We start from the raw sequence: 25,031 nt of genomic DNA, 5'->3' as shown, positions 1-25,031 counted from the left end.
TGCGCTTGCCCTGCCGCCCGCCGCGCAGGATGCTGCCCGCATCCGATGCCGGAGCAGGTGGCGCCGTCATCCACCCAGGTTCCGGTCCAGGAACGAGGCGCACGCGCCCGAGCCCCAGGAGGAGCCGGTGACAGCGACCCAGACCCGTACCAGCAGGACCGGCGACAAGCTCTCCGGCCGCGTGGCCTTCGTGACCGGCGGCACCCGCGGCATCGGCGCGGCCATCTGCCGAAGCCTCGCCGCCCAGGGCGCCGACGTCGCGGCCGGCTACAGCGGCAACACCGAGCGGGCCGAGATGTTCGCCCAGGACTTCACCGGCGCCTATCCCGAGAGCCGGATGAGCGTGCACCGCGGCGACATCGCCAGCCCCGAGGACTGCCGGCGCACCGTGGCCGAGGTGATCGAGCGGCACGGCCGGCTCGACATCCTGGTCAACAACGCCGGCATCACCGCCGACCGGACGGTGCTGAAGATGACCGACGACGACTGGCGCCGGGTCATCGACGTCAACCTCTCCGGCGCCTTCTACCTGTCCCAGGCGGCGCTCAAGCACATGCTCGAGCGCGGCAGCGGGCGGATCGTGATGATCTCGTCGGTGATCGGTGAGACCGGCGGCATCGGCCAGTCCAACTACGCCTCGGCCAAGGCCGGGCTGCTGGGCCTGACCAAGACGCTGGCCCGCGAGGCCGCGATGCAGGTGCAGCGTTCGGGCAAGACCGACGGGCTGGGCATCACCGTCAACGCCGTCACGCCCGGCTACACCGCCACCGAGATGCTCGAGAGCGTGCCGGACAAGGTGCTCGAGGGCCTCAAGGCCAAGATCCCGCTGGGCCGGCTCGGCGAGCCGGAGGAGGTCGCCCGCGTCGTGCACTTCCTCGCCGCGGACGCCTCCGGCTACATCACCGGCCAGGTGTGGGGCGTCAACGGCGGGCTCGACATGTAGCCGGCGCCGACGTCCGGCCGGAGGCGCCCATCGACCAGGGAGAGGTACCCGCGCGTGTTCGAACGGATCGCCGTCGTCAACCGTGGGGAGCCCGCCGTGCGGCTCATCCGGGCGGTGCGGGAGCTCGACGCGGAGCACGGGACGCGGACCCGGGTGATCGCGCTGCACACCGAGGCCGAGCGCCGGGCCACCTTCGTGCGCGCCGCCGACGAGGCGGTGCTGCTGGCCGACACCGGCGCGGTCAACCCCTACCTCGACCACGCCGAGCTGGGCCGGGCGCTGCGGGTCAGCGGCGCCGACGCGGCCTGGGTGGGCTGGGGCTTCGTGGCGGAGGACCCCGCCTTCGCCGAACTGTGCGCCGACCTCGGCGTCACCTTCGTCGGGCCGCCGCCGGAGGCGATGCGGCTGCTCGGCGCCAAGATCGAGGCCAAGATGCTCGCCGAGCGGGTCGGCGTGCCGGTCGCGCCGTGGAGCGCCGGCCCTGTGGCCGACCTCGACGACGGCCGGCGGCACGCCGAGGCGATCGGCTACCCGCTCATCGTCAAGGCGCGCAGCGGGGGCGGCGGCCGGGGCATCCGCGTCGTCCGGGCGCCCGGCGAGCTGGCCGAGGCGCTCGAGCGCACCCGCTCGGAGGCGGAGAAGAGCTTCGGCGATCCCGTCGTCTTCATGGAGCGGCTGGTCGAGGGCGGCCGGCACGTCGAGGTGCAGGTGATCGCCGACTCCCACGGCACCGTCTGGGCGCCCGGCGTGCGCGACTGCTCGGTGCAGCGGCGCAACCAGAAGGTCATCGAGGAGTCGGCCTCACCGGCGCTGTCCCCCGAGCAGGACGCCGCGCTGCGGGAGTCGGCGATCGCGCTGGTGCGGGCCGCCGGCTACGTCGGCGCGGGCACCGTCGAGTTCCTGTACCAGCCGCAGGAGCGGCTCACGACCTTCCTCGAGGTCAACACCCGGCTGCAGGTCGAGCACCCGGTCACCGAGGCGACCACCGGCCTGGACCTGGTGAAGCTGCAGCTGCACGTGGCCGCCGGCGGCCGGCTCGAGGGCGGGCCGCCGCCCGCCACCGGGCACGCGGTCGAGGCCCGGCTGACGGCCGAGGACGCCGAGCAGGGGTTCGCCCCCGCGCCCGGCCGCGTGGAGCTGCTGCGGCTGCCCACCGGCCCGGGGGTGCGCGTCGACACCGGCCTGGGCGTCGGCGACGTCGTCCCCCCGCAGTACGACTCGATGATCGCCAAGGTCATCGCCTGGGGCCGCGACCGGCCCGAGGCGCTCGCCCGGCTGCGCTGCGCGCTGCGCGAGACCACCGTCGTGCTCCGCGGCGGGGCGACGACGAAGTCCTTCCTGCTCGACCTGCTCGACCGCCCCGAGGTGGTCGAGGGCACCGCCGACACCGGCTGGCTCGACCGCGCCGGCGTCGTCGGGGGCGACCGCGGCGCCGGGGACGCCTGGGTGGCGCTGGTGCAGGTCGCCGTCGACATCGCCGCCGCCGAGGAGCAGCGCGAGCGGGTCGCCTTCCTGGTCTCGGCGCGCGGCGGCCGGCCGCGGGCGCCGCACGAGGTGGGCCGCACCGTCGAGCTCGGCGTCCGCGGGCAGGTGTACCGGCTCACCGTCGCCACGGTGGGCCACGACCGCTACCGGGTCGGGCTCGACGGCCGCGTCGTCGACGTCGAGGTCGACCGGCTCGGGCCGCTGGAGACCCGGCTGGCCGCCGCGGGGCGGCGCTACGCGGTGGTCGCCGTCGAGGCGCCCGGTTCGTCCCTGGTGGAGGTCGACGGGGTCACCCACCGGGTCGGCCGCGACGTCGGTGGCGTCGTCCGCGCACCGGCCCCGGCGGTGGTCGTCGCCGTCCGGGCCGCGCCCGGCGACGAGGTCGAGGCCGGCGCGCCGGTGGTCGTGCTGGAGAGCATGAAGATGGAGACCCCGGTGCGGGCGCCCTTCGCCGGCCGGGTGCGCGAGGTGCGGGCGGCGGTGAACAGCCAGGTCGACGCCGGCGCGCCGCTGCTGCTGCTCGACCGGGCCGGGGGCGACGTCGAGGAGGCCACCGGCGAGCGGGTGGTGCTGCCCGGTGGCGACGACAAGCCCGAGGGCGACCCGCGCGCGCGGGCGCTGTCCCTGCTGGCCGAGCTGCGCGCGCTGGTCACCGGCTTCGACGTCGGCGCCGGGCACGCCCGGCGGCTGGTCGCCGAGTACGCCGCCGCCCGCGACGAGCTGCCCGCCGACGACGCCCGGCTGCTGTCGGCCGAGCTCGACGTGCTGGTCACCTTCGCCGACCTCGCCGAGCTGTCCCGCAACCGGCCGGCCAGCGAGGAGGAGGAGGCCGACACCCAGGTCCACAGCCCGCGCGAGCACTTCCACGCCTACCTGCACTCCCTCGACGCCGAGCGGGAGGGGCTGCCGGAGGCGTTCCGCGCGCGGCTGCGGCCGGCGCTGGCCCACTACGGCGTCGCCGACCTGGAGCCCGGACCGGCGCTGGAGGAGGCGGTGCACCGGGTGTTCCTGGCCCAGCAGCGCACCGCCGAGCAGCTGCCCGCCGTCTCGGCGCTGCTGGAGCGCTGGCTGACCGCGGACCGGCTGCCCGACGGCCCCTCGCGCCGCGAGATCGGGGAGGTCCTCGACCGGCTGGTGCTGGCCACCCAGCTGCGCCACCCCTCGATCGGGAACCTGGCCCGCGCCGTCCGCTTCCGGCACCTGGAGGAGCCGGTCGTGCGCGCGGCCCGCCAGGAGGTCCTCGACCGGGCCGCCCGGCTGCTCGAGGAGCTCGACGAGGCCGGCGCGCGCGGCGACACCGCGGAGAGCATCCAGCGGATGGAGGCGCTGGTCGCCAGCCCCGAGCCGCTGGTCCGGCTGCTGGCCCAGCGGCTGTCCCGCACGACGACCGTCCCCGACCCGGTGCTGGAGGTCCTGACCAGGCGCTACTACCGCAGCCGCAACCTCGAGGACGTCCGGTCGACCCTGCTCGACGGGGACACCTGCGTCACCGCCGAGTACGCCCTCGGCGGCGACCGGCTGCACCTGCTGGCGCTGATGACCCGCGCGGCGCGGCTGCCGCAGGCGCTGGCCGCGGTGGCCGGCGCGGTGGCCCGGCTCGCCGACCCGGGGCAGACGGTCGTGGACCTCTACGTGGAGTGGCCCGACCGCCCGGCCGACGCCGACGCGCTGTCGGACGCCGTGCGCGACCTGGTCGACGGCGTCCCCGAGCTGCGCGCCGCGCGCCGGGTCACCGTCACCGTCGCCACCCCCGACGGCGGGCCCGACGGCGGCGAGGTGGAGACCCTGACCTTCCGGCCGGGGGAGGACGGCCGGCCGGCCGAGCAGCGGCTGCTGCGCGGCCTGCACCCGCTGACCGCCCGGCGGCTGGACCTGTGGCGGCTGGAGGCGTTCGACGCCGAGCGGGTGCCCTCGCCGGAGGACACCGTGCTGCTGCACGTCACCGCCCGCGACCACCCCAACGACGAGCGGTTCATCGCGCTGGCCGAGGTCCGCGACCTGACGCCGGTGCGCGACGAGCACGGGGAGGTCGTCGGCTTCCCCACGGTCGAGCGCCAGCTGCTGTCCTGCCTCGACGGGCTGCGGCGCGCCCAGTCGCTGCGGCGGTCCCGGCGCCCGCTCGAGCACAACCGGATCCACCTCTACGCCTGGCCCTCGATCGAGGTGCCGCTGGCCGAGGTCGCCGAGTTCGCGCGGACCGCGGCGCCGCTGACCCTCGGCGCCGGGCTGGACCAGATCGTGCTGCTGGCCCGGCTGCAGGAGGAGGCCGGCCGCCCGCCGCGCGACGTGGCGCTGCGCTTCTCCAACGTCCCGGGCACCGGGGTGCGGATGGCGGTCACCGACCGGCCGACCACCCCGCTGCGCCCGCTCGACGACTACACCGAGAAGGTCCTCAGCGCGCGGGCCCGCGGCGCCCCCTACCCCTACGAGCTCAGCACCCTGCTGGCCGGCCCCGGCGGCTCGTTCGTCGAGCACGACCTCGACGACGGCGGCCGGCTGGTGCCGGTGGACCGTCCGCCGGGGCAGAACCGGGCGGGGGTCGTGGTCGGGCTGGTGAGCACGCCGACGGAGCGCTACCCGGAGGGGATGACCCGGGTGGCCCTGTTCGGCGACCCCACCCGCGCGCTGGGCACGGTCGCCGAGCCCGAGTGCGCCCGGATCGTGGCCGCGCTCGACCTCGCCGAGGAGCGCGGCATCCCGGTCGAGTGGTTCGCGCTGTCCTCGGGCGCCCGCATCTCGATGGACAGCGGCACCGAGAACATGGACTGGGTCTCCCGCGCGCTGCGCCGGATCATCACGTTCACCCAGGCCGGCGGCGAGGTCAACGTCGTCGTCACCGGCATCAACGTCGGCGCCCAGCCGTACTGGAACGCCGAGGCCACGATGCTCATGCACACCCGCGGCATCCTGGTGATGACCCCGGACAGCGCGATGGTGCTGACCGGCAAGCACTCGCTGGACTACTCCGGCGGGGTGTCGGCGGAGGACAACTTCGGCATCGGCGGCTACGACCGGGTCATGGGGCCCAACGGGCAGGCGCAGTACTGGGCGCCCGACCTCACCGGCGCCCTCGACGTCCTGGCCCGGCACTACGACCACACCTACCGCGCGCCGGGGGAGCGGTGGCCGCGGCCGGCCGGCACCGCCGACCCGCGCGACCGCGACGTGCGCACCTTCCCGCACCAGCACCCCGACAGCGACTTCACCACGGTCGGCGACGTCTTCTCCGCCGAGGCCAACCCCGAGCGCAAGAAGGCCTTCGACATCCGCACCGTGATGCGGGCGGTGACCGACCAGGACCACCCGGTGCTCGAGCGGTGGGCCGGCATGGCCGACGCCGACACCGCCGTCGTGCTCGACGCGCACCTCGGCGGGCACCCGGTGTGCCTGCTCGGCGTGGAGTCCCGGCCGATCCCGCGGCGCGGCAGCCGCCCCGCCGACGGCCCCGACCAGTGGACGGCGGGCACGCTGTTCCCCCGCTCGTCGGCGAAGACCGCCCGCGCGATCAACGCCGCCAGCGGCAACCGGCCGCTGGTCGTGCTGGCCAACCTGTCGGGCTTCGACGGGTCACCGGAGTCGCTGCGCAACCTGCAGCTGGAGTACGGGGCGGAGATCGGCCGGGCCATCACCAACTTCGACGGCCCGATCGTGTTCTGCGTGGTGTCCCGCTACCACGGGGGCGCCTTCGTCGTCTTCTCCGGGGCGCTCAACGAGCAGATGCAGGTGCTGGCCGTCGAGGGCTCCTACGCGTCGGTGATCGGCGGCGCGCCGGCCGCGGCCGTCGTCTTCTCACGCGAGGTGGACCGGCGCACCGCCGCCGACCCCCGGCTGCGCGAGCTGGAGGCGGCCCTCGCCGCGGCCGACGCCGTCGAGCAGGCGCAGCTGCGGGCCCAGCTGGCCACCGTCCGCAGCGCCGTGCGCTCGGAGAAGCTCGGCGAGGTGGCCGCCGAGTTCGAGGCCGTCCACGACATCGAGCGCGCCCGCCGGGTGGGCTCGGTCCACGACATCGTGCCCGCCGCCGAACTGCGGCCGCGCCTCATCGCCGCCGTCGAGCGGGGGATGGAGCGCGCCGTCAGCCGCTGACCCCGACAGGGAGGACCTCCCGTGAACGCCTTCGTCCTGAACCGGCACGGCCGCATGGTGTTCCCCTCGAACGTCATGCCCGAGCTGGACTTCTCCACCCTGGAGACGCTCGACCAGCTCGACAGCGTCATCCGGCGCGACTTCGAGACCAAGGCGCCCAGCGGCACCGAGATCCTGAACAAGGTGCGCACCGGCGCCTACGCGACCCGCTACGACCTCATGCGGGACGTCGCCCTCAACCTGTTCTGGGCCAACCGGTTCTCGATCACGATGTACGACAAGCGGCCCACCCGCTGGGCCGACGTCCCCCGGACCCGCGACGACGTGTTCCTGCCGGTGCTGCGGCCGTGGGAGGACGGCGAGACCAAGATCGCCGCCGTCGAGCAGGCGTACCCGACGCTGCCGGCGCGGTGGGACGCCGAGGTGGAGGACCGGGTCTTCGGGGTCCTCTTCGACGTCTACGGCCACCGCCGGCACCAGGCCACCACGCTGCCGGCGGTCAAGCCGACGGTCGGCGAGTTCCTCGAGCAGTCGGGCGCGCTGACCTTCCGGCTGGCCTCCTACGACCCCGACCACCCCGTCTACAGCTACGACGACATCGTCGACTGCGACGAGGAGGTGCCCGAGCTCGAGGCGCTGCACCGCTGGGCGATGGTGCTGCACAACCAGTACCCCTGGGACCGCTCGCAGGTGGAGCTGGCCGAGGCGGGCGCGCTCCGCGACGACGACTGGGTGGTGGCGTTCCACCCGCGGGACAAGGAGGTGCGCGGGTTCCTGCGCCGGCTGCGCGCCGCGGTCCCGCCGCGGCACGCGCCCGCGCCGCGGGAGTCGCGCCCGCCGGTGCGGCCGTTCCCGGCGGTCGACGTCCGGGCGCGGTTCGCCGTCCGCCCGCGGCTGGAGGCGCTGGTGGCGGTGCACGGCGACCAGGTGTGCAGCAACGAGGACCTGATCCGCAACACCGCCTACAACTGGTCGCCGATGAGCGCCGCGGAGATCGCGGCCAAGACCGGCATCGAGGCGCGCCGCTACAGCTCGCTGCCGCTGGAGGAGCTGGCCCTCCAGGCGGCCGAGGGGGCGCTGGCGAAGGCGGGGCGGGAGCCGGAGGAGATCGGCGCGGTGCTGGTGTGCACGTGCACCAGCTCGCGGCTGATCCCGTCGCTGGCCACCTACCTGTGCGGCCAGCTCGGCATGCACCAGGTGTACGCGGCCTACGACCTGATCGCCGCGTGCGCGGGCATGCCCTACGGCGTCGCGGACGCCACCCGGCTGCTGCAGGAGGTGGAGCGGCCGGTGCTGGTGGTCTGCGCGGAGAAGTTCTCGGACAAGATCGGCAACGTCCGGACGTCGCGGATGATCTTCGGGGACGGCGCGGCGGCCCTGGTGGTGGGGCCGGCGCCCGAGGGCAGCGACGGTGACGTCGAGGTGCTCAAGACCTACGCCAGCGGCCCGGCGAGCGAGGTCAACTCGATCCTGTGGCCCAACCCGGAGTTCGACAACAACATCACCGTGTTCGGCCCGCAGGTGAAGGCGCTCGCCGGGCGCTACCTGGGCCAGATGATCGAGGAGCTCGAGCAGCTGCCGGCGCCCGACGGCCGGGACGGGTCGCTGATGGACGCGATCGACCTGATCGTGCCGCACCAGGCGAACAAGACGATGGTGGTGCAGCTGGCCGAGCGGGCCGGGCTGTCGGCCGACCAGCTCTACTTCGACATCGACCAGGTCGGCAACACGTCGTCGGCGAGCATCCCGCTGGCGATCCACGACGCCGTGCGCGACGGGGTCATCACCGAGCCGGTGCGGGTGTTCGCGCCTGGCTTCGGTGCGGGTGCCGTGGCCGGGTACGCGGTGCTGCGCGTCGACCCGGCGGTGGTCGCGGTCTCGACGCCGTCGGCGCCGCACGAGCAGGGCGCCGACATGCCGACCCCTCCGCCGTCCGACGAGACCCGGTCGGCCTCGGAGGGCATGCAGGAGGCGTTCGGCTGACCGCCCGCGCCGGGGTCTCGGCCCGGTGTGCGGGACCGGGCCGGGACGTCTGCTCGGGCGGGATCAGAAGGGCGGTGGGTCGTCGGCCGGGTTAGCGGATGGAGGGAGTGGTCTGGTGTCGTCCGGTGGCGGGTCGGGCGCTGCCGCTGCCGGGGGTGGTCGCACCCCGGGTGGCCGGGTCGTTCTCGTGATGCCGGACGGTGTGGTGACCGTCAGGGTGCCGTCGGGGCCCATGACGAAGCGCCAGCCGCGGGCAAAGGTCTTGAGCCGGTGGTGGCTCCGGCACGGGCAGCACAGGTTGGCGCAGTCGGTGACCCCGCCGCAGGCGTGCGGGACGACGTGGTCGGCGTCGGCCCAGCCCACCCGCTGCCCGCAGGTGGGGAACCGGCAGGCGCGGTCGCGGGTGCGCACGAACACCTGCTGCGCCGCCGACGGCGTGTAGCGGTCGACCGGGTCGGGCCGGTCCAGCACCGGGCACCCGCACTCCTGGCCCCGGTGGCGGTCGCAGCCGCGGGCGGCCAGCCGGCGCAGCCGGTCCAGCGTGCCGGTGGCCCGCAGCGTGCCGTCGGCGTCGGTCAGCGCCACCGTCACCGACCCGCCCTCGGGCGCCCGCACGCCGAGCGCGTCCAACTCGGCCAGCAGCTCGCGCAGGTGGGCGGCGGTGATGGGTAGCCCGTTGACCTCCCCGGCCTCCTGGCGGTGGCCGGCCAGCGCGGCGAGGCCGGCGATGATGGTCAGGTGCGCGGTCACCGCCGGACGGTCGGTCTGCCAGGGCCGCTGGATCAGGTCGGCGAACACCGCGCAGCGCAGCTCGCCGATGGGACGCTCGTCGCCGTCGGCCTTGAGCATCCGGGCCAGGCCGTCGATGACCGCCTCGCAGGCGGCGGCCACCTCGGCGGGCAGCTCGGCGGCCAGCGTGGCCATCCCCTCCAGCGGGGAGGGGTCGATGTGCACATCGGCGCGCCGCTTCGCCTGCTCCTTCCGCCGGCCGACGGCGTCGGCGTCCAGGTCGAGCAGCAGGGCGAGGGCCTGCTTCTTGAGCCGGCCCACCGTCCACTGCGCGGCCTCCGGGAGCAGCGCCGCCTCGATCCGCCGGGCGATCCCCGCCGGGGCGTGCTCGAGCACGTCGCCCAGCGCCCGGGCGCGGGCCTCGTCGAGGGTGCCGGCGGCCAGCGCGGCCCAGGTGGCGGGCAGCTTCTCCCGGTACACCCACGCCCGGTGCGCGAGGTGGTTGGCGGTGCCCCGGCCGCAGTTGAGCACCAGCGCCAGCTCGGCGGTGAAGAACTCCGACACCCCGGGCAGCTCGGTGTCGGGCTTCCACGACCGCACACCCGGCGCGCCCGGCGGCGGATCGTCGTCATCGGGACTGTCGTCGGCCAGCCCGAGCACCAGCTCGGCCTCGTAGGCGGCGGTCATCGCCTTGAGCGCGGCGACCCGCTGCAGCTCGGCCGCCTTCTGCTCCCGAGACAACAGCGACACCGGCAGCCGCGCCAGCCGGACCGGCCGGTGCAGGCTCGCCTCGACCAGCGCGCGCTCCACGAGCGACCCGGCACCGGCGACCTCCTCCACGACGCCGAACCTACGGAGCGGGTACGACAATTTGCGCAGGTCAGCACGGCGGACGGGGACCAGCAACGAGGTCGGCGGTCCGGCCCAGCGCGACCCAGATCGCGTCGGCGACGTCGTCGGGGTCCTCGTGCTCCCAGAACCGGAGCACCCGCCAGCCCAGCCCGGTGAGGACGGCGTCGGCGCGGCGGTCGCGGCCCATGATGCGCGTCCTGACCGCGGGACCGTCCGCCTCGGCAATGGTGTTGCGTCACCGTCTCCCGGGCTCCTAGCGTCGCGCCGCTCGCGTGGGGGAGGAGCCCCTGCTCCCCGGGAGCCCGGAACGGAGGTGCGAGCGGATGACGTGCCGCCTCGTCGCGCTGGAGTTCGACGCGATCGACCCGTCTCGTCTCGCACGGTTCTGGGCCGGCGTCCTGCGCTGGGAGACCGCCGAGGAGTCCTCCGGCGCCGTCGGGCTGCTGCCTCCCGACGACACCGGGTTCGGGATCCGGTTCGTCCCCACTCAGGAGCCCAAGGTGGGCCTGAACCGGGTGCACCTCGACCTCACGAGCGCCTCCCTCGGGGACCAGCGGCAGACGGTGGCGCGGGCGCTGGACCTCGGCGGCCGGCACCTGGACGTCGGTCAGCTCCCGGAGGAGGAGCACGTGGTGCTGGCCGACCCGGAGGGCAACGAGTTCTGCGTCATCGAGCCGGGCAACGGCTTCCTCGCCGACTGCGGCTTCATCGGCGCGCTCGCATGCGACGGGTCGCAGCAGGTCGGGTACTTCTGGCGCGACGCGCTCGGGTGGCCGCTGGTGTGGGACCAGGACCAGGAGACGGCGATCCGCTCACCGCACGGCGGCCCGAAGATCACCTGGGGCGGTCCGCCCGTGGCCCCGAAGACGGGCCGTAACCGGCTGCGCTTCGACGTCGCGCCACCACCCGATGGCGACCAGCGGGCCGAGGTCGATCGGCTGGTCACGCTCGGGGCGACCCGGCTGGACGCCGGACGCAGCGACGCCCACGAGGTGCCGATGGCCGATCCCGACGGCAACGAGTTCTGCGTGCTGCCTCCGGACCGGGTCACGGTCCGCCGCTGAGCAGCCCCTCCACGACGTCGGCGAGCTCGGCCACCGGGCGTCGTCCGTCCAGCTCGAGGCCCGCGCCTCGGCGCAGGAGCGGCTCGACATCCGCGAGGTCGCGCGCGATCTCGGCCCGGTCCTCCGGCGTCCGGCCGTAGGGGTTCCCCGCCCGGGTCCGCACCCGCCCCAGCAGCACGGAGAGCGGCGCGCTGAGCAGCACGACGTGCTCGAAGCGGTCGTAGAAGCGGCCCTGGTTCTCCACCGTGCCGGAGACGACCACGTCACGGTGGGTGTCCAGCAGCCGGCTCATGCGCGGCTCGTCCCACGTGCGATCGGGGAGCTCCCAGCCGTCGACGTCGGTGTCCACCGTCCGGTGTCCCCGGCGGCGAAGCTCGTCCAGGAGCGTCGTCTTCCCCACGCCCGACATCCCCGTCACCAGCACCCGCGTCATCGCGGGCACCGTAGCCGCCGGACCGGCGGGCCCGGGGAGCGCGACGGCGGACCTCAGGAGGGCACGCGGTCCCGGACGTAGGAGCCCGGCGCCGGCTCCAGCGGCGGGTGGGCCGCGCTGCCCAGCGCGGAAGGCGCCGGCACCTCGTCGCCGGAGTGCTCGACCGCCCAGTCCGACCAGGGCTCCCACCAGCTGCCGGTGTGCTCCTCGGCGGCCGCCCGCCAGGCGTGCGGGTCGGGTCCGGGCTCCCCGCCGGTCCAGTAGCGCGCCTTCGGGTTGCCGGGCGGGTTGACCAGGCTCTGGATGTGCCCGCTGTTGCTGAGCACGAAGGTGCTCGGCCCCGACAGCAGCTGGGTGGTCCGGTAGCAGCCGTCCCAGGGGGTGAGGTGGTCGGTGAGCGCGCCGGTCACGAAAGTCGGGATCGTGATCCGGCTCAGGTGCACCGGCGTGCCGAGCACCCGCAGCGCTCCGGGGGTGACCAGCGCGTTGTCCCGGAAGATCTCGAGGAACTGCTCGTGCAGCCGGGCGGGCAGGTTCGTGCCGTCGGCGTTCCACGCGAGGATGTCGAACGCGGGCGGGTCCTCGCCCATGAGCCACTGCCGCACCAGGTAGTTGAAGACCAGGTCGTCGGGGCGCATCCAGGTGAACACCGAGCCCATCTGCCGGGCGGTGATGACCCCCTGCCGGCGGGAGTTGCGCCGGGCGACCTCGAGCAGCCGCGGGCCGGAGAACGCGCCGAGCGGGGCGCGGCTGGCGAAGTCGAGCAGGGTGACGGCGTAGCCGGCGGCGTGCACGCGGTCGTCGCCGGTGGCCGCGAGGTGGTTGAGCGCCGTCGTCATGACCTGCCCGCCGGCGCACAGCCCGAGGGTGGTGACGTCGGGGGAGCCGGTGACCTCCCGGGCGACGTCGACGGCGGTGACGACGCCCTGCGCGTACTCGTCCAGGCCCCACTCGGCCTGCTTCCGCGTCGGGTTGCGCCAGCTGACCATGAAGACCTGCAGGCCCCGGCTGACGGCGTACTCGACCAGGCTGCGCCCCGGCCGCAGGTCGAGGAAGTAGAAGCGCCCGATCGGCGGCGGGACGATGACCAGCGGGCGGGTCCGCACCCGCTCGGTCGACGGCGTGTACTGGACCACCTCGACGACGTCGTCGCGGTGGACGACGGCGCCCGGGGTGACGCCCAGGTCCCGGCCCACCTCGAAGGCGCTGCGGTCGACCTGGGCGGGCAGCCCGCCGTTGCGCACCAGGTCGCGCAGCACGTTCCGGGCGCCGCGGAGCAGGCTGAGCCCGGCGGTGTCGAACGCCCGCTTGAGCGCCGCCGGGTTGCCGGCCAGCGTGTTCGTGGGGGCCATCGCGCTGGTCAGCGCGTTGAACACGAAGCGCACCTGCTCGACCTCGCGCCAGTCGGCGCCGCCGGCCTCGAAGTCGTCGACGAGGCGGCGCAGGGACGCCGACGCGGCCACGTAGGACTGCGCGAGCCGGCGGTAGCCCGGGTGCAGCGACCACGCCGGGTCGGCGAAGCGGGCGTCCTTCGGGGCGGGCGCGATCTCGTCGGTGCCGCGGAGGATCCGGGCGGCGTCCCGTCCCAGCCGCACCGTCTCCCGCGCGAGCGGGCGGGGCTGGGCGAGGGTGGCCACGACACCGCGGACCATGCCGCGCGTCGTGGGCAGGGGGACCGGCTCGCCGCCCTCGACCGGGACGGTCGTCGCCGCGGGGTCCTCCTCCCGGCTCCGGCCGGGTGCGGGACGCGGGCGTGGTGGTGTCGTCGTCACGGGACCCCCTTGTGAGCCGGATCACACGCCGATGACCGTACCGGCGTCCGCCGGTGCGGGGGAGCCCTGGCCGGGGACCGGCTCCGCCCGGCCGCCGTCGGCCCGGTCAGGCCCCGGCGCCCGCCCGCCGGTGGGCCGCGGCCACGCCCCGGGTGGGCAGCCGCACCCGCAGCACCGTCTCGCCCGGCCGGAGGTCGATCGCGATGTCCCCGCCGTGCCGGTCGACGATCCGCCGGGAGATGTCGAGCCCCAGCCCGGTGCCCTGCCCGACTCCCTTGGTCGTGAAGAAGGGGTCGAAGGCGTGCGCCTGGGTCTCCGCCGACATCCCGCCGCCGGTGTCACCGATCTCCACGACCACCGCCGCGTCCGGCTCCAGGCGCGTGGCGACGCGCAGCGTCCCCGCCTCGCCCATGGCGTCCAGGGCGTTGGTGAGGAGGTTGGTCCACACCTGGTTGAGCTCGGCGGCGAGGGCCTCGATGCGAGGCACCCCGGCGCCGTAGTCCCTCACGACGGTCACGCCGGCGGGGATGCGGTGCGCGAGCATCGCCAGGGTGCTGTCGAGCCCCTCGGTCAGGTCGGTCAGGTGCACGGCGGCGCGGTCGAGCTGGGAGTAGGACTTGACCGCCGCGACCAGCTCGGAGATCCGCCGGGTGGACTCCTTGACCTCCGCCAGCAGCCCGGTCGCCGTCAGCGTGCCGGCCACCCAGTCCAGCCCCGCCTCGAGCCGCTCCGGGTCGAGCGCCGCGGCCACCTGCTCGGCCCACGCGACGTCGGCGCCGGCCCCGGCGAGGGTCGGGGCCAGCACCCAGTCGCGGGTCACCCCGTGCTCCGAGAGCCAGTCCGCGAGCTCGTCCTCGCGGTCGGCGAGGGCCATCGGGGCCAGCGGCGGCCGGCTGTCGAGGTCGCGGCGCAGCGCGTCGAGGTGGGTGAACTGCTCGTCGGTGACCGCGGCCGCGGTGAGCCGGCGCATCGCGGCGAGCACGTCGGCGTGGGCCTCGCCGAGCGCGTCGACCGCCCGGGTGGCCGCGGCGGCGGGGTTGTTCAGCTCGTGCGCCAGCCCGGCGGCCAGCTTCCCGAGGGCGGCGAGCGCCTCGCGCTGCCGGGCCATCGACTCGTAGTTGCGGGCCGACCGGGACACGCCCTCGATGAGGGGCAGGCCGAGCGGGAAGCGCGCGGCCCACAGCCGGCGCAGCTCGTCGGCGGGGACCCGCAGGACCCGCCCGGCCGACGTCGCCCGGCCGGTGGCCAGGTAGGCGCCGTGCTCGTCCCACGCCCGGAACCCGCCCGCCCAGCGCCCGGGCACGTCCATGGTCCCCAGCCGCGTCTCGTCCGGCCCGACGTGGCGGATCAGGTCGATGCAGCCCTGCAGCAGCACCCACCAGGACAGCGCCGGGTGGTCCTCCTCGAACAGGACGTCGCCGCACGCGAACTCGACCTCGGTGCCGGCGTCGAGGAGCGCGCGCAGCTGGTCGTCGTCGCTGCCGGCGAAGAGGCCCAGCCCGCGCAGGTCGTCGAGGTCTGCGGGCATGGTTCCCCCTCCGGTGGCCGGGCGACGCCCCGGAGCATGCTCGCCTCGCCCGGTCCCCGACAGCCCCCCGCACACGGCACCGACGACGCGGCGCCGGAGGAGGCTGTCCCGATGGACATCACCACCGTCGACGACCGCCACCTCTACCGCGGCCGGGTCGTGGTCCAGACCTGGCGGACCCGACGCGGCAGCTGGAACTCCCGGGGCGGATCGTCCGGTTCGGGCCTGCCGGCTGGCTGACCGTCGTGGCGGCGCCGACGGAGGACGCCGAGATCGAGGTCCACCCGATCGGCCGCGTCCTGGCGGTCACCGACCTGCGCGAGGCCACGGCCGCCGGGTGAGCACGCCGCTCGGCGTCCCCTCAGACGAGCACGCGCCGCCCGTGGACGCCGTCGGCGGCCTCGGCGGCCAGCAGGATCCGGCGGGCCGGGCGGTAGCGGCCCTCGCGGAGGCTGCGGGCCTTGGCCGGGTCGGTCGCGGCGAGGTGCGCGCTGGCGGCGAGCGCGGCGCTGTTCTCGGCCAGCCCGACCAGGCGGCCGAGCGGGTGGGCGGCGGAGCGGCGGATCAGCCCGGAGATGTAGGGCTCCCCGGGGCGCGGGGTGACCGCGTCGACCGCCTCGACGACGACCTCCGGCACCCCGAGGGCGCGCAGCCGGTGCAGGTCGTAGCGGCGGGCCGGGTCGGGGTGGTCGCGGGTGGCCTCGACGACGTCGCGCAGCAGCCCGGCCATCTCGGCGTGCGGGCCGTAGCGGCGCAGCGCCTCGGCGATCGGCCGGAGGGACGCGAGATAGAGGTCGCGGCCCTGCTCGTCCACCTGCCCCTCGTGCGCCGCCAGCGCGAGGAGGTGCGCGTCGGCGACGGTGAAGGCCACCTCGCGAGGTTAGGCGGGCGCCGCGGGCCCCGGGGTCAGGCGGGGCCCGCGGCGCCCGGGATCACCCGGCGTCGCGGCGCAGCAGCGACCACCCGCCGGCCACCAGCGCGGCGGCCGACCAGCCCACGAGCAGCGCGGCGGCCTTCCCCGCGGACATGTCCGGCTCGCCGAGCAGCGTCCAGATCGCACCCGACCCCGGCAGCAGCTCGCCGAGGTCGGCCATCCACTGCACCCCGAACGCCGGCAGCAGCAGGGGCAGCACCAGCTGCAACAGGAACACCGCCGCGAGGGCCCCGGCGGTGCTGCGCAGCAGCAGCCCGGCGCCCACGGCCAGCGCGCCGCCGGAGGCGAGGACCGCGGCGACCCGGCCCAGGCTGTCGGCCAGCTCCGCGGCCGACAGCGTCAGCTCCGGTGCGAGCGACCACGCGGCGACGTCGGCGGCCAGCGCCAGCAGCACACCGGCGACGGTGACGACGACGACCGGCACCGCCACCCGTGCCGCGAACAGCACACCGCGCCGCGACGTCCACTGCAGCGTCGGCCCGATCGCCCCGGTGGCGTACTCGGCGGTGACCGCGAGCAGCGCCAGCACGAGCAGCGCGAACTGGCCGGGCAGGACGCCGAACTCGCCGGCGAACGTGGCCGGGAGGGCACCGCCGACGGCCTGCGGCGCGTCGGCCTCGTCGTAGGCGGCCAGGGCGCCGAGGCCGACCACGGTGACCGCGGCGGCGAGCAGGCACCACCAGGTCGTCCGGACCGTCCGCAGCCGCAGCCACTCGGCCGCCGCGGCCCGGGCCAGGACCGTGGGCGTGCCCGGCTCCGCGGGCCGGGCGGCGAGCGTCGCGGCGGTCACCGCGGTGCCCCGACCGGCGCGGCGTCGGCCACCCGGTACTCGACGCTGGGCCCGGTCAGGTCGAGGTAGGCCTCCTCGAGGGAGGCGCGCTCCTCGGCGAGCCGGTGGACGGCGACCCCGGCGGCCAGCGCCGCGTCGCCCACCGTCTCCGCGGCCGCGTCGTCGACGAGCAGATCGCCGTCGTCGGCGGGGGTGACCCGCAGGCCCTGCCGCCGCAGCGCCTCGGCCAGCCGCCCGGCCGACGGCGTCCGGACGCGGACCCGCTGCCCGGCGCCGCTGCCGCGCAGCACCTCCGCCACCGACGCGTCGGCGACCAGCCGGCCGCGGCCGACGACGACCAGGTGGTCGGCGGTCTGCTCCATCTCGCTCATCAGGTGGCTCGACAGCAGCACCGTGCGCCCCTCACCGGCCAGCTGCCGGACCAGGCCGCGGACCCAGCGGACGCCGTCGAGGTCCAGGCCGTTCATCGGCTCGTCGAACAGCAGCACGCCGGGGTCACCGAGCAGCGCGGCGGCGATGCCCAGCCGCTGGCGCATGCCGAGGGAGTAGCCGCGGACCCGCCGCCGGGCCGCCGGGCCGAGCCCCACCAGGTCGACCACCTCGTCGACCCGCCGCACCGGGATGCCCGCGGTGCGGGCGGCCACCCGCAGGTGGTCGCGGCCGCTGCGCCCGGGGTGGACGGCGCCGGCGTCGAGCAGCGCGCCGGCGGTGCGCAGCGGCTCGCCCCGGCCGGCCAGGGGGCGGCCCTCGACCAGCGCCCGGCCGGCGGTCGGCCGGTCGAGGCCCAGCACCATCCGCATCGTGGTGGACTTGCCCGCGCCGTTGGGCCCGAGGAAGCCGGTCACCCGGCCGGGCAGGACGTCGAAGGTCAGGTCGTCGACGGCGCGCACGGCGCCGTACTGCTTGGTGAGCCCGCGGACGGTGATCACGTGCGCGGCCCCGGAGGACGGCGGCGGTCGCACCGCCGCGGGGAGGCAGGAGTCATGACGACGAGGGTGTCGGGACCGGCCGCCGGTGCGGATCACCCCGCAGCGCCGACCCGGGTCCCCCCGGCGGGGGAGGCCGGAAGTGCACCGGCGGGGGAGTCGCCGGGCCGCCCGGCGGGCCACGATCGCACCATGACCCGGACGACGGCGACCTGGACGACGGCGGCCGCGACCTCGCCACCGCCCGGGCGGCCGGGGGCGTTCGGGCCCCGGGTGCGCGCCCTGCTCGTCGCCGCCCGCCCCGGCTGGCCCGGGCGGGCGCTCTACGCCCTGGCCTCGCTGCCGCTCGCCGCGGCGTACGCGGCGCTGTTCGCCGGCCTGGTCGGCTCGGTGGTCGCGATCGTCTACGGCGTCGGCGTGCTGCTCGTCCTGCTGGTGCTCGCGGTGGCGCGCGGGCTGGCCGGCGTGGAGCGGCGGCTGGCGCGCACCCTGCTCGCGGTGGACGTGCCCACCGGCGAGCGGGTGCGCCGGCAGCGCGGCGCCGTCCGCCAGGTCCGGCGGCTCGTGCTGTCTGCCGGCACCTGGCGGGCGCTGGGCTGGCTCGGCGCCCGGGTGCTGCTCGGGGCCGCCACGTTCGCGACCCTGCTGTTCGGCGCGGCCGCGTTCGTCGCGCTCGGGTGGGAGACCGACTGGAACGCCGTCACCGCGCTGCCGCTGCTGGCGCTCATGGCCGCCGTCGTCGGGGTGACGCTGCTGGTGCTGGAGGTCCTGGTGCGCCTGGCCGCCGCGGCGGCCCCCCGGCTGCTGGGGACCGCACCCGAGCAGCACATCGCCGCGCTGCAGCAGACCTCCCGCCGGCTGGCCGACCGCAACCGGCTGGCCCGCGACCTGCACGACACCATCGGGCACGCGCTGACCGCCAGCCTGCTGCAGGCCACCGCCGCCCGGCGCACGCTCACCCCGGTCGGCGACCGGCCGGTGCAGCCGGACTTCGCCCGGCAGGCCCTGGAGCACATCGAGACCAACACCCGCACCGCGCTGGCCGAGCTGGACCGGGTGCTCAACGTGCTGCGCGACGCCGGCGCGCCGCGGGACCCGGCCCCGTTCGCCGCCCCCGCGCTCGCCGACCTCGAGGACCTGCTCGCCGGCCTGCGCGACGGCGGCCTGCCGGTGGCGCTGGTGGTCGACGGCGAGGTCGACGACGTCCCGGCACCGCTGCAGGAGCTGGCCTACCGCGTCGTCCAGGAGGGCACCACCAACGTGCTGCGGCACGCGGGGTGCCCGCTCACCGTGGCCCAGGTGGCGCGCGGGGACGGCGTCCTGGTCGTCCGCGTCTGCAACGAGCGGGCCTCGCAGCTCGACAGCCGGCCGGGACCCGGCGGCGGGCGGGGCCTGGCGGGCCTGCGGGGGCGCGTGGCGGCCGCCGGCGGGGAGCTGGCCGCGGAGCCGACACCGTCGGGCGGGTTCGAGCTGCGCGCCACCCTGCCGCTGCCGGGCGCCGCGTGACCGCGCCGGCGCTGCGCCTGATGCTGGTCGACGACGACGTGCTCGTCCGCTCCGGTCTGCGGGTGATCCTGGAGAGCGAGCCCGGCTTCACCGTCGTGGGCGACGCCGGCACCGGCCGCGAGGCGCTCGAGGTCGCCGCCCGCACCGACCCCGACGTCGTCCTCATGGACGTGCGGATGCCCGACCTCGACGGCATCGCCGCCACCGCCGAGCTGGTGGCCCGCGACCCGCAGCGGCCGCGGGTGCTGGTGCTGACCACCTTCGAGGACGACGACTACCTGTTCCGCTCGCTGCAGGCCGGGGCGAGCGGCTTCGCCCTCAAGCGGTCCGACCCCGACGAGCTGGTCGACGCGATCCGGGTCGTGGCGCGGGGGACCTCGCTGGTGCTGCCCGACCTGACCCGGCGGCTGATCGCCGCGCACACGCCGGCCCGGCCGCGCGGCGCGGCGGCGATGCCGGAGCTCACCGGGCGCGAGGCCGACGTGCTGCGCCTGGTCGCCGGCGGCCTGTCCAACGCGGAGATCGCCGCGGGGCTGCACCTGAGCCGCGAGACGGTCAAGACCCACGTCAGCAGCGTGCTGCTCAAGCTCGGCGCCCGGGACCGGACGCAGGCGGTGATCGCCGCCTACGAGCGCGGCTTCATGACGCCGTGAGGCGGCCGGACCGGGTCCCCGCCGCGCGTCCGGTGCCCCGGTCGGCACAGGACCCGGCGGGAGTCGCTCAGTCGACGGCGGTGGCCTCGATCTCCACCATCATCTCGGGGAAGGCCAGCCGGGTCACCCCGAGCAGCGTGCTGGTCGGCCGCACGCCGGCCGCTCCGAACCGCCCGACCAGCTCCTCCCAGCACCCGACCATCGCGTCGACGTCGGTGGCGTAGACGGTGAGGCGGACCACGTGGCCGAGCGTCATCCCGGCCTCCCCGAGCACCGTCTCGAGGTTGTCGAGGGCGAGCGACACCTGGGCGGGGAGGTCACCCTCGTGCTGCGGCGTGCCGTCGGCGGCCGTGGCCGCCTGCCCGGAGACCACCAGCAGCCGGCCGGCGTGCTCGACGAGCTGCCCCTGGTCGATCCCGTAGTCCAACGACCACGACCAGGGGTTCACCGGTGTCCGGGTGGCGGCCATGGCGGTCCTCCCCTCCACTCGCCACCCCGCTGGTGGCGACGCGGAGGTCAGCGTGGCCCGGGCGGGACGGACCCGGTGCCCGCGCTCCCCGCGGCCGGCCGACACGGCGCCGGAGTCGACCCTCCGCACCCCGAGCGGTTCGCTCCGTGACCCGGCCGGCGCCGGAGGCACCCGGTGTCCTCAGGCCGGCCGGTCGGCGGCGGCGTACCAGGCGGCCAGCCGCGTGAAGCCCTCCTCGAGGGACACCTCGGGGCGCCAGCCGAGCGCGGCCCGCGTGCGCCGCTGGTCGAACCAGTGCGCGGTGCTCAGCTGCTCGGCGAGGAAGCGGGTCAGCGGCGGCGTCGAGCGCCGGTCGGTCGCGGCCCAGACCCCCTCGACGACGGCGCCGGCCAGCCACGCCGCCCGGGCCGGCACGCGGCGCCGCGGGCCCGGTGCGCCGGCCGCGCCGCACAGCCGGGTCAGCAGCTCCCCGATCGGGCGGGGCTCGCCGTTGCTGACCACCAGCGCCTCGCCGTGGACCGGGCCGCACGCGTCGACGGCGGCGACCAGGGCCGCGGCGGCGTTGTCGACGTAGGTGGTGTCGACCAGCGCCGCGCCCGAGCCGACCAGCGGCAGCCGGCCGGCCCGGCCCCGCGCGACGATCCGCGCCACCAGCTGCTCGTCGCCGGGGCCCCACACCAGGTGCGGCCGCACGGCGAGCACCGCCAGGCCGGGGGAGTCGGCGGCCAGGGCGAGCACCTCCGCCTGTGCCTTCGACCGCGCGTAGTGGCCCCGCGCCGCGGCCGGGTCCGCGGGGTCCGCGCCGGCTCCGGAGAGCGGGTCGCCGGCGTGCGCGACCGACGGTGAGGACACGTGGACCAGCCGCCCGACCCCCTCGGCGGCGCAGGCGGCGACGACGGTGCGGGTGCCCTCGACGTTGGCCCGCTGGTACTCGCGCCACCGGCCGGTCACGTCGACCTTGGCGGCGAGGTGCACGACGGCGTCGGAGCCGCGGGCCGCCCGCGCCACGACGGACCCGTCGGCGACGTCGCCGAGCACCTCGGTGCACGGCAGCCCCGCGGGGCGGCGCTGCAGCACGGTGACGTCGTCGCCGCGGGCCAGCAGCGCCTCGGCCGTGGCCCGGCCGAGCATCCCGCTGGCCCCGGTGACCAGCACCCTCACGGCGTGCGGGCCCGGCGCCGCCGGCGGACGGGGGAGCCGGCCAGGACCCGGGCGGCCCGGCGGGCCAGCGCGGCGCGGTCGACCTTCGACTGGTGCCGGACGTCGACCGGCAGCCGGCGCGCGACGAGCACCGCCGCGACGTCGACACCGGCCACCGACCGGACCGTGGCGGCGAGGTCGGCGCCGGCCACGGTGAGCGAGCGGCCGCGGCGGGGGACGGGCGTGCCGGGGGCAGGTGTCCCCGGCACCACGACCACCGCGACCACCTGCGCGCCGGCCGGCCCGACGCCGACCACGGCGGCCGCCGCGACGCCGTCGAGCTGCTCGACGCGCTGCTCGACGCCCACCGGCGTCACCACGCCCGCGGCGGTGGTGACCACGTGCGCGAGGCGTCCCTCGATCCAGAGCCGGCCCTCCTCGTCGAGGTGGCCGACGTCGCCGGTGCGGTGCCAGCCCGGGTCGCGGGAGGCCGCCCGCTCGGTGGCCCACAGCGCGTCGTAGCGGTCCTTGACGTGCGCGGCCCGCACGCACACCTCGCCGGTGACCCCGGCCGCGGCGGTCAGCCGGCCGTCGGCGGCGCCCGAGGCCGACAGCGGGCTCAGCCGCACCTCGACGCCGGTCACCGGCCGGCCGACGCACACGCCCTCGCCGGGGCCCGCCTTCTCGATCTCGTCCAGCGACACGTCGGTGACCGGCAGCGCCTCGGTCATGCCGTAGGGGGTGTGCGCCTCCGCCGCCGGCACGACGTCGTGCAGCGAGCGCAGCAGCGCGGCCGGCACGGGCGCCCCCGCCGACATGAGCAGCCGGACCCGGCGCAGCGCCGACCGCTGGTCGGCGGTCAGCTCCACCGCGGTCGCGGCGACGCGACGCAGGGCGGCCGGGGCGGCGAACACCACCGTGGCGTCGACGGCGGCCGCGGCGTCGGCGAGCTTCGCGGCGGTGAGCGTGCCGGGCGCGGTGACGTCGACGTCGGGGACCGCCGAGGCGATGCCCAGGCCCGGTCCCAGCAGGGAGAACGGGGCGAAGGCGGCCACCAGCGCGTCACCGGGCCCGAGCCGGTAGGTGCGGCGCACCAGGTCCAGCTGGGCGCCGACCTGGCGCTGGGTGTACACGACGCCCTTGGCCGGGCCGGTGGCGCCGGAGGTGAAGACGACGGCGGCGTCGGTGTCCGGCGGGCACTCCGGCGGCACCGGCGCCGTCCGGCCCCGCTCCTCCAGCTCCGCCAGGTCGTGCGCGGCCACGAGCGCCCGGCGGCGGGCGGGGGTCAGCGGGCCGGCCGCGATGCGGGTGCCGGGCAGGCCCATGGCCCGCGCGGCCAGCAGGCCGGGGGCGGCGCCCAGGACGTGGTCGGCGGCCGCGCCGCGCAGGGCACGGCGCATCCCGGCGAAGCCGAGCCCCTTGTCCGCCACGACGACGGCGGCGCCGGCCCGCCACACGGCGTACACCGCGGCGGTCAGGTCGGGGGAGGGCTCGAGCAGCAGGGCGACCCGGTGCCCGGGGCGGACGCCGGCCGCGGCCAGCCCGGCGGCGAGGTCCTCGACCCGGCGGGCGAGCTGCGCCCAGCTCACCGCGGCGCCGCCGACGGTCACCACCGCCGGGGAGGCGTCGCCGGACCGGTCCCGCAGCGCCGCCCACGGGCGGGCGGGCGCGTCCCCCGGTGGTGCGGGGTCGCGGGTGGGCGGCGCCCCGGCGGACAGGTCGGTGACCCACTGGACGACGGCCGCCGCGTACTGCGGCGCGTCCTCGGGGAGCAGGTGCGAGGCGCCCTCGTAGCGGTGGACCTGCGCCCGCGGCAGCCGGTCGCGCAGGTCGGTGAGGTACCGCTCGCCGAACACCGGGTCGCGCGGACCCCACAGCAGCAGCGCCGGGACGTCGAGCGTGCGCACGCCCTCGGCGATCGCCTCCTGCACCGCCCGCGAGGGGTGCCCCTCGCGGAAGGGGATGTCGGCGACGAAGTCGCCCACCGAGCGGCGGCGGCGCGCCGACCGGTAGGGGGCGGCGTAGGCCCGGCGGACCTCGGCGGGCAGCGCCGGCCGGGACAGCGCCGTCGCCGCCCGCACGAACACCGGGGTGCCCACGGTGGCCGTCGCGCGGATGCCCGGCGCGTGCGCCAGCCGGATCAGCGCCGGCCCGAGGTCGCCCTCGGGCATCGCCACCGCGGTGTTGGTGAGCACGACGCCGCGCAGCTGGTCGCGGTGCTCCAGCCCCCAGCCCAGGGAGATGATCCCGCCCCAGTCGTGGGCGACGGTGACCACCGGGCCGTCGATCCCGAGCGCGGCGGTGAGGTCCCCGAGGTCGGCCACCCGCTGCGCCAGGGTGCGCGGCGCGTCGAGCCGGTCGGACCAGCCCATGCCCAGCTGGTCGGGCGCGACGACGCGCCAGCCCGGCGGCGGGTCGGCCAGCAGCCGGCGCCACAGGTAGGACCAGGTCGGGTTGCCGTGGACGCACAGCAGCGTCCCGGCCGCGCCCTCCCGGGGACCGGTGTCCAGCACGTGCCAGGTGTGCTCCTCGCCGCCGGCGTCGGCGACGGTCAGCCGCCGCGACCAGGACGGGTCGAGCCCCGGCAGGCCGGCCGGCGTCCCCGCCGTCACCAGGCGATCTCGAGGCAGCAGGCGTTGAGCCCCGACCCGATCCCCATCAGCAGCACGCGGTCGCCGTCGACCAGGGTGCCGGCCTGGCTGGCCAGCGTGAACGGCACCGAGGCCGGCCCGAGGTTGCCCCGGGTCGGGAAGGTCGTGGGCACCCGGTCGGGGTCGATGCCGAACCGGTCGCACATCGCCTGGGTGTGCACCTTGCTGACCTGGTGGACCACGTAGCGGTCCATGCCGCGGTCCCAGTCGAACTCCGCCGCGGCCTCGGCCCACAGCTGCTCCGACAGCGACAGCCCGGCGGCGAGCAGGCCCTTGAGGTCGGTGTGCATGCCGTCGTTGTCGCCGGTGCACAGCTGGTGGTGCTCGGTGCCCGCCCGGCTGACCGAGCCGACCAGGCGGTGCCCCTCCGGGTGCCGGTCGGCGGGGCCGAGGACCATCGCCGCGGCGCCGGAGCCCAGCGTCAGCGTGGCGAAGTGCGCCATCACGTCCTTGGCCGAGGTCTCGGGGCGGCTGAGCAGGTCGATGGTGCGCTCCTGCACCGGCCGCGAGTCCTCGCCGTTGACGATCAGCGCGTACTCCACCATCCCGCTGTCGATCATCGCGGCGGCCAGCTCCATGCCGTTGACGAAGCCGAGGCAGGCGTTGGTCACGTCGAAGTTCTGGCAGGAGCTGGGCAGCCCGAGCGCGTCGTGGACGGCGACCGCCGTCGAGGGCTCGAGGTGCTTGCGGCTGACCGAGGTGTTGACCATCAGCCCGATCTGCGCCGGGTCGACGCCGCTCTCGCTGATCGCCTTGGCCCCGGCGGTGGCCGCGCCGTCGACGAAGGTGACGCCGTCGGCCCACCAGCGGCGCTCCCTGATGCCCGCGAGCCGCTCGAGCAGCCCCGGCCGCAGACCGACGCGCCGGTAGGTGTCGACCAGGCGGGCGTCGAGCGCGTCCGAGGTCACCACCTGGGAGGCGTCCGCCGTCTGCACGGTCAGGATCGTGGTGTTGCTGAAGCGGTGCGTGGCGTTGCCGGTCATCCGGGTCCAGTCGTGTGCGCAGGTGGGCGGGCTTCCTTCGCTGGCCGCCCAGGTCCAGCGGGCTCTACCCGGCGGCGGCAGCGGTACACCGACCGTCGCACGGGGTC

At 76.5% G+C, this 25,031-nt stretch carries 19 protein-coding genes; 7 read left to right on the top strand and 12 right to left on the bottom strand.

Annotation, left to right across the window (positions count from 1 at the left end; all coding sequences use genetic code 11):
* The first annotated feature begins 127 nt into the window (after window positions 1-127).
* Genes ACI78U_RS07915 through ACI78U_RS07905 form a run of 3 tightly spaced genes read left to right on the top strand, consistent with a single transcriptional unit; the run spans window position 128 to window position 8,494 of the window.
* Complete coding sequence (locus ACI78U_RS07915; protein ID WP_456874743.1) at window positions 128-943, top strand: 3-oxoacyl-ACP reductase family protein; 816 nt, start codon at window positions 128-130, stop codon at window positions 941-943.
* Window positions 944-997: 54 nt separating this feature from the next.
* Window positions 998-6,511, top strand: coding sequence for an ATP-binding protein (locus tag ACI78U_RS07910; protein WP_456874742.1), 5,514 nt, complete (start codon window positions 998-1,000; stop codon window positions 6,509-6,511).
* A gap of 21 nt (window positions 6,512-6,532) precedes the next feature.
* Window positions 6,533-8,494 (top strand): 3-oxoacyl-ACP synthase III family protein, encoded by a 1,962-nt coding sequence (locus ACI78U_RS07905; RefSeq protein ID WP_456874741.1) that lies wholly within the window; start codon window positions 6,533-6,535, stop codon window positions 8,492-8,494.
* 63 nt (window positions 8,495-8,557) lie between these two features.
* Here ACI78U_RS07905 and ACI78U_RS07900 read toward each other — a convergent pair whose 3' ends face one another.
* Window positions 8,558-10,063, bottom strand: a complete 1,506-nt coding sequence (locus ACI78U_RS07900; RefSeq protein ID WP_456874740.1) for a DUF222 domain-containing protein — start codon at window positions 10,061-10,063, stop codon at window positions 8,558-8,560.
* Between the two features lie 40 nt (window positions 10,064-10,103).
* Complete coding sequence (locus tag ACI78U_RS07895; protein ID WP_456874800.1) at window positions 10,104-10,301, bottom strand: DUF559 domain-containing protein; 198 nt, start codon at window positions 10,299-10,301, stop codon at window positions 10,104-10,106.
* A gap of 97 nt (window positions 10,302-10,398) precedes the next feature.
* Between ACI78U_RS07895 and ACI78U_RS07890 the strand changes: the two genes are divergently transcribed.
* Window positions 10,399-11,139, top strand: coding sequence for a VOC family protein (locus ACI78U_RS07890; protein WP_456874739.1), 741 nt, complete (start codon window positions 10,399-10,401; stop codon window positions 11,137-11,139).
* Here the strand turns inward: ACI78U_RS07890 and ACI78U_RS07885 are convergent.
* The 3 genes from ACI78U_RS07885 to ACI78U_RS07875 form a co-directional block, all read right to left on the bottom strand.
* A complete protein-coding gene (locus ACI78U_RS07885; RefSeq protein WP_456874738.1) occupies window positions 11,123-11,572 on the bottom strand; it encodes an AAA family ATPase in 450 nt (149 codons plus the stop codon). The genes ACI78U_RS07890 and ACI78U_RS07885 overlap by 17 nt on opposite strands.
* A 53-nt stretch (window positions 11,573-11,625) precedes the next feature.
* The gene (locus tag ACI78U_RS07880) at window positions 11,626-13,344 is read right to left on the bottom strand and encodes a PHA/PHB synthase family protein (protein WP_456874737.1); all 1,719 of its coding nucleotides are present in this window, start codon (window positions 13,342-13,344) and stop codon (window positions 11,626-11,628) included.
* Between the two features lie 106 nt (window positions 13,345-13,450).
* Complete coding sequence (locus ACI78U_RS07875) at window positions 13,451-14,872, bottom strand: ATP-binding protein (protein ID WP_456874736.1); 1,422 nt, start codon at window positions 14,870-14,872, stop codon at window positions 13,451-13,453.
* A 111-nt stretch (window positions 14,873-14,983) separates the two neighbouring features.
* Between ACI78U_RS07875 and ACI78U_RS07870 the strand changes: the two genes are divergently transcribed.
* On the top strand, window positions 14,984-15,112 hold the full coding sequence (locus ACI78U_RS07870; protein ID WP_456874735.1) for a hypothetical protein: 129 nt from the start codon (window positions 14,984-14,986) through the stop codon (window positions 15,110-15,112).
* 121 nt (window positions 15,113-15,233) lie between these two features.
* Here the strand turns inward: ACI78U_RS07870 and ACI78U_RS07865 are convergent, their stop codons facing one another.
* The 3 genes from ACI78U_RS07865 to ACI78U_RS07855 form a co-directional block, all read right to left on the bottom strand.
* Window positions 15,234-15,743, bottom strand: coding sequence for a phosphohydrolase (locus ACI78U_RS07865; RefSeq protein WP_456874734.1), 510 nt, complete (start codon window positions 15,741-15,743; stop codon window positions 15,234-15,236).
* Between the two features lie 61 nt (window positions 15,744-15,804).
* On the bottom strand, window positions 15,805-16,596 hold the full coding sequence (locus tag ACI78U_RS07860; protein ID WP_456874733.1) for a hypothetical protein: 792 nt from the start codon (window positions 16,594-16,596) through the stop codon (window positions 15,805-15,807).
* Complete coding sequence (locus ACI78U_RS07855) at window positions 16,593-17,525, bottom strand: ABC transporter ATP-binding protein (protein ID WP_456874732.1); 933 nt, start codon at window positions 17,523-17,525, stop codon at window positions 16,593-16,595. Before ACI78U_RS07855 ends, ACI78U_RS07860 begins: the two co-directional genes overlap by 4 nt.
* A gap of 189 nt (window positions 17,526-17,714) precedes the next feature.
* On the opposite strand from ACI78U_RS07855, the gene ACI78U_RS07850 reads away from it, so the two are divergent.
* On the top strand, window positions 17,715-19,028 hold the full coding sequence (locus ACI78U_RS07850; protein WP_456874731.1) for a sensor domain-containing protein: 1,314 nt from the start codon (window positions 17,715-17,717) through the stop codon (window positions 19,026-19,028).
* The gene (locus ACI78U_RS07845) at window positions 19,025-19,681 is read left to right on the top strand and encodes a response regulator (RefSeq protein WP_456874730.1); all 657 of its coding nucleotides are present in this window, start codon (window positions 19,025-19,027) and stop codon (window positions 19,679-19,681) included. The genes ACI78U_RS07850 and ACI78U_RS07845 overlap by 4 nt, the downstream gene beginning before the upstream one ends.
* A gap of 67 nt (window positions 19,682-19,748) precedes the next feature.
* Here ACI78U_RS07845 and ACI78U_RS07840 read toward each other — a convergent pair whose 3' ends face one another.
* The 4 genes from ACI78U_RS07840 to ACI78U_RS07825 all read right to left on the bottom strand — a co-directional run bounded on the left by ACI78U_RS07840 (window position 19,749) and on the right by ACI78U_RS07825 (window position 24,924).
* Entirely contained in the window at window positions 19,749-20,150 is a 402-nt protein-coding gene (locus ACI78U_RS07840) for a RidA family protein (RefSeq protein ID WP_456874729.1), read from the bottom strand.
* A 180-nt stretch (window positions 20,151-20,330) separates the two neighbouring features.
* On the bottom strand, window positions 20,331-21,305 hold the full coding sequence (locus ACI78U_RS07835) for an NAD-dependent epimerase/dehydratase family protein (RefSeq protein WP_456874728.1): 975 nt from the start codon (window positions 21,303-21,305) through the stop codon (window positions 20,331-20,333).
* Window positions 21,306-21,307: 2 nt separating this feature from the next.
* Window positions 21,308-23,902, bottom strand: coding sequence for an alpha/beta fold hydrolase (locus ACI78U_RS07830; RefSeq protein WP_456874727.1), 2,595 nt, complete (start codon window positions 23,900-23,902; stop codon window positions 21,308-21,310).
* The gene (locus tag ACI78U_RS07825) at window positions 23,899-24,924 is read right to left on the bottom strand and encodes a 3-oxoacyl-ACP synthase III (protein WP_456874726.1); all 1,026 of its coding nucleotides are present in this window, start codon (window positions 24,922-24,924) and stop codon (window positions 23,899-23,901) included. The genes ACI78U_RS07830 and ACI78U_RS07825 overlap by 4 nt, the downstream gene beginning before the upstream one ends.
* Window positions 24,925-25,031: the final 107 nt, after the last annotated feature.

Source organism: Geodermatophilus sp. SYSU D00710, from assembly GCF_054050195.1.
Note: the sequence above shows the minus strand (reverse complement) of the source record. Positions and strands in the feature narration are given on the sequence as shown.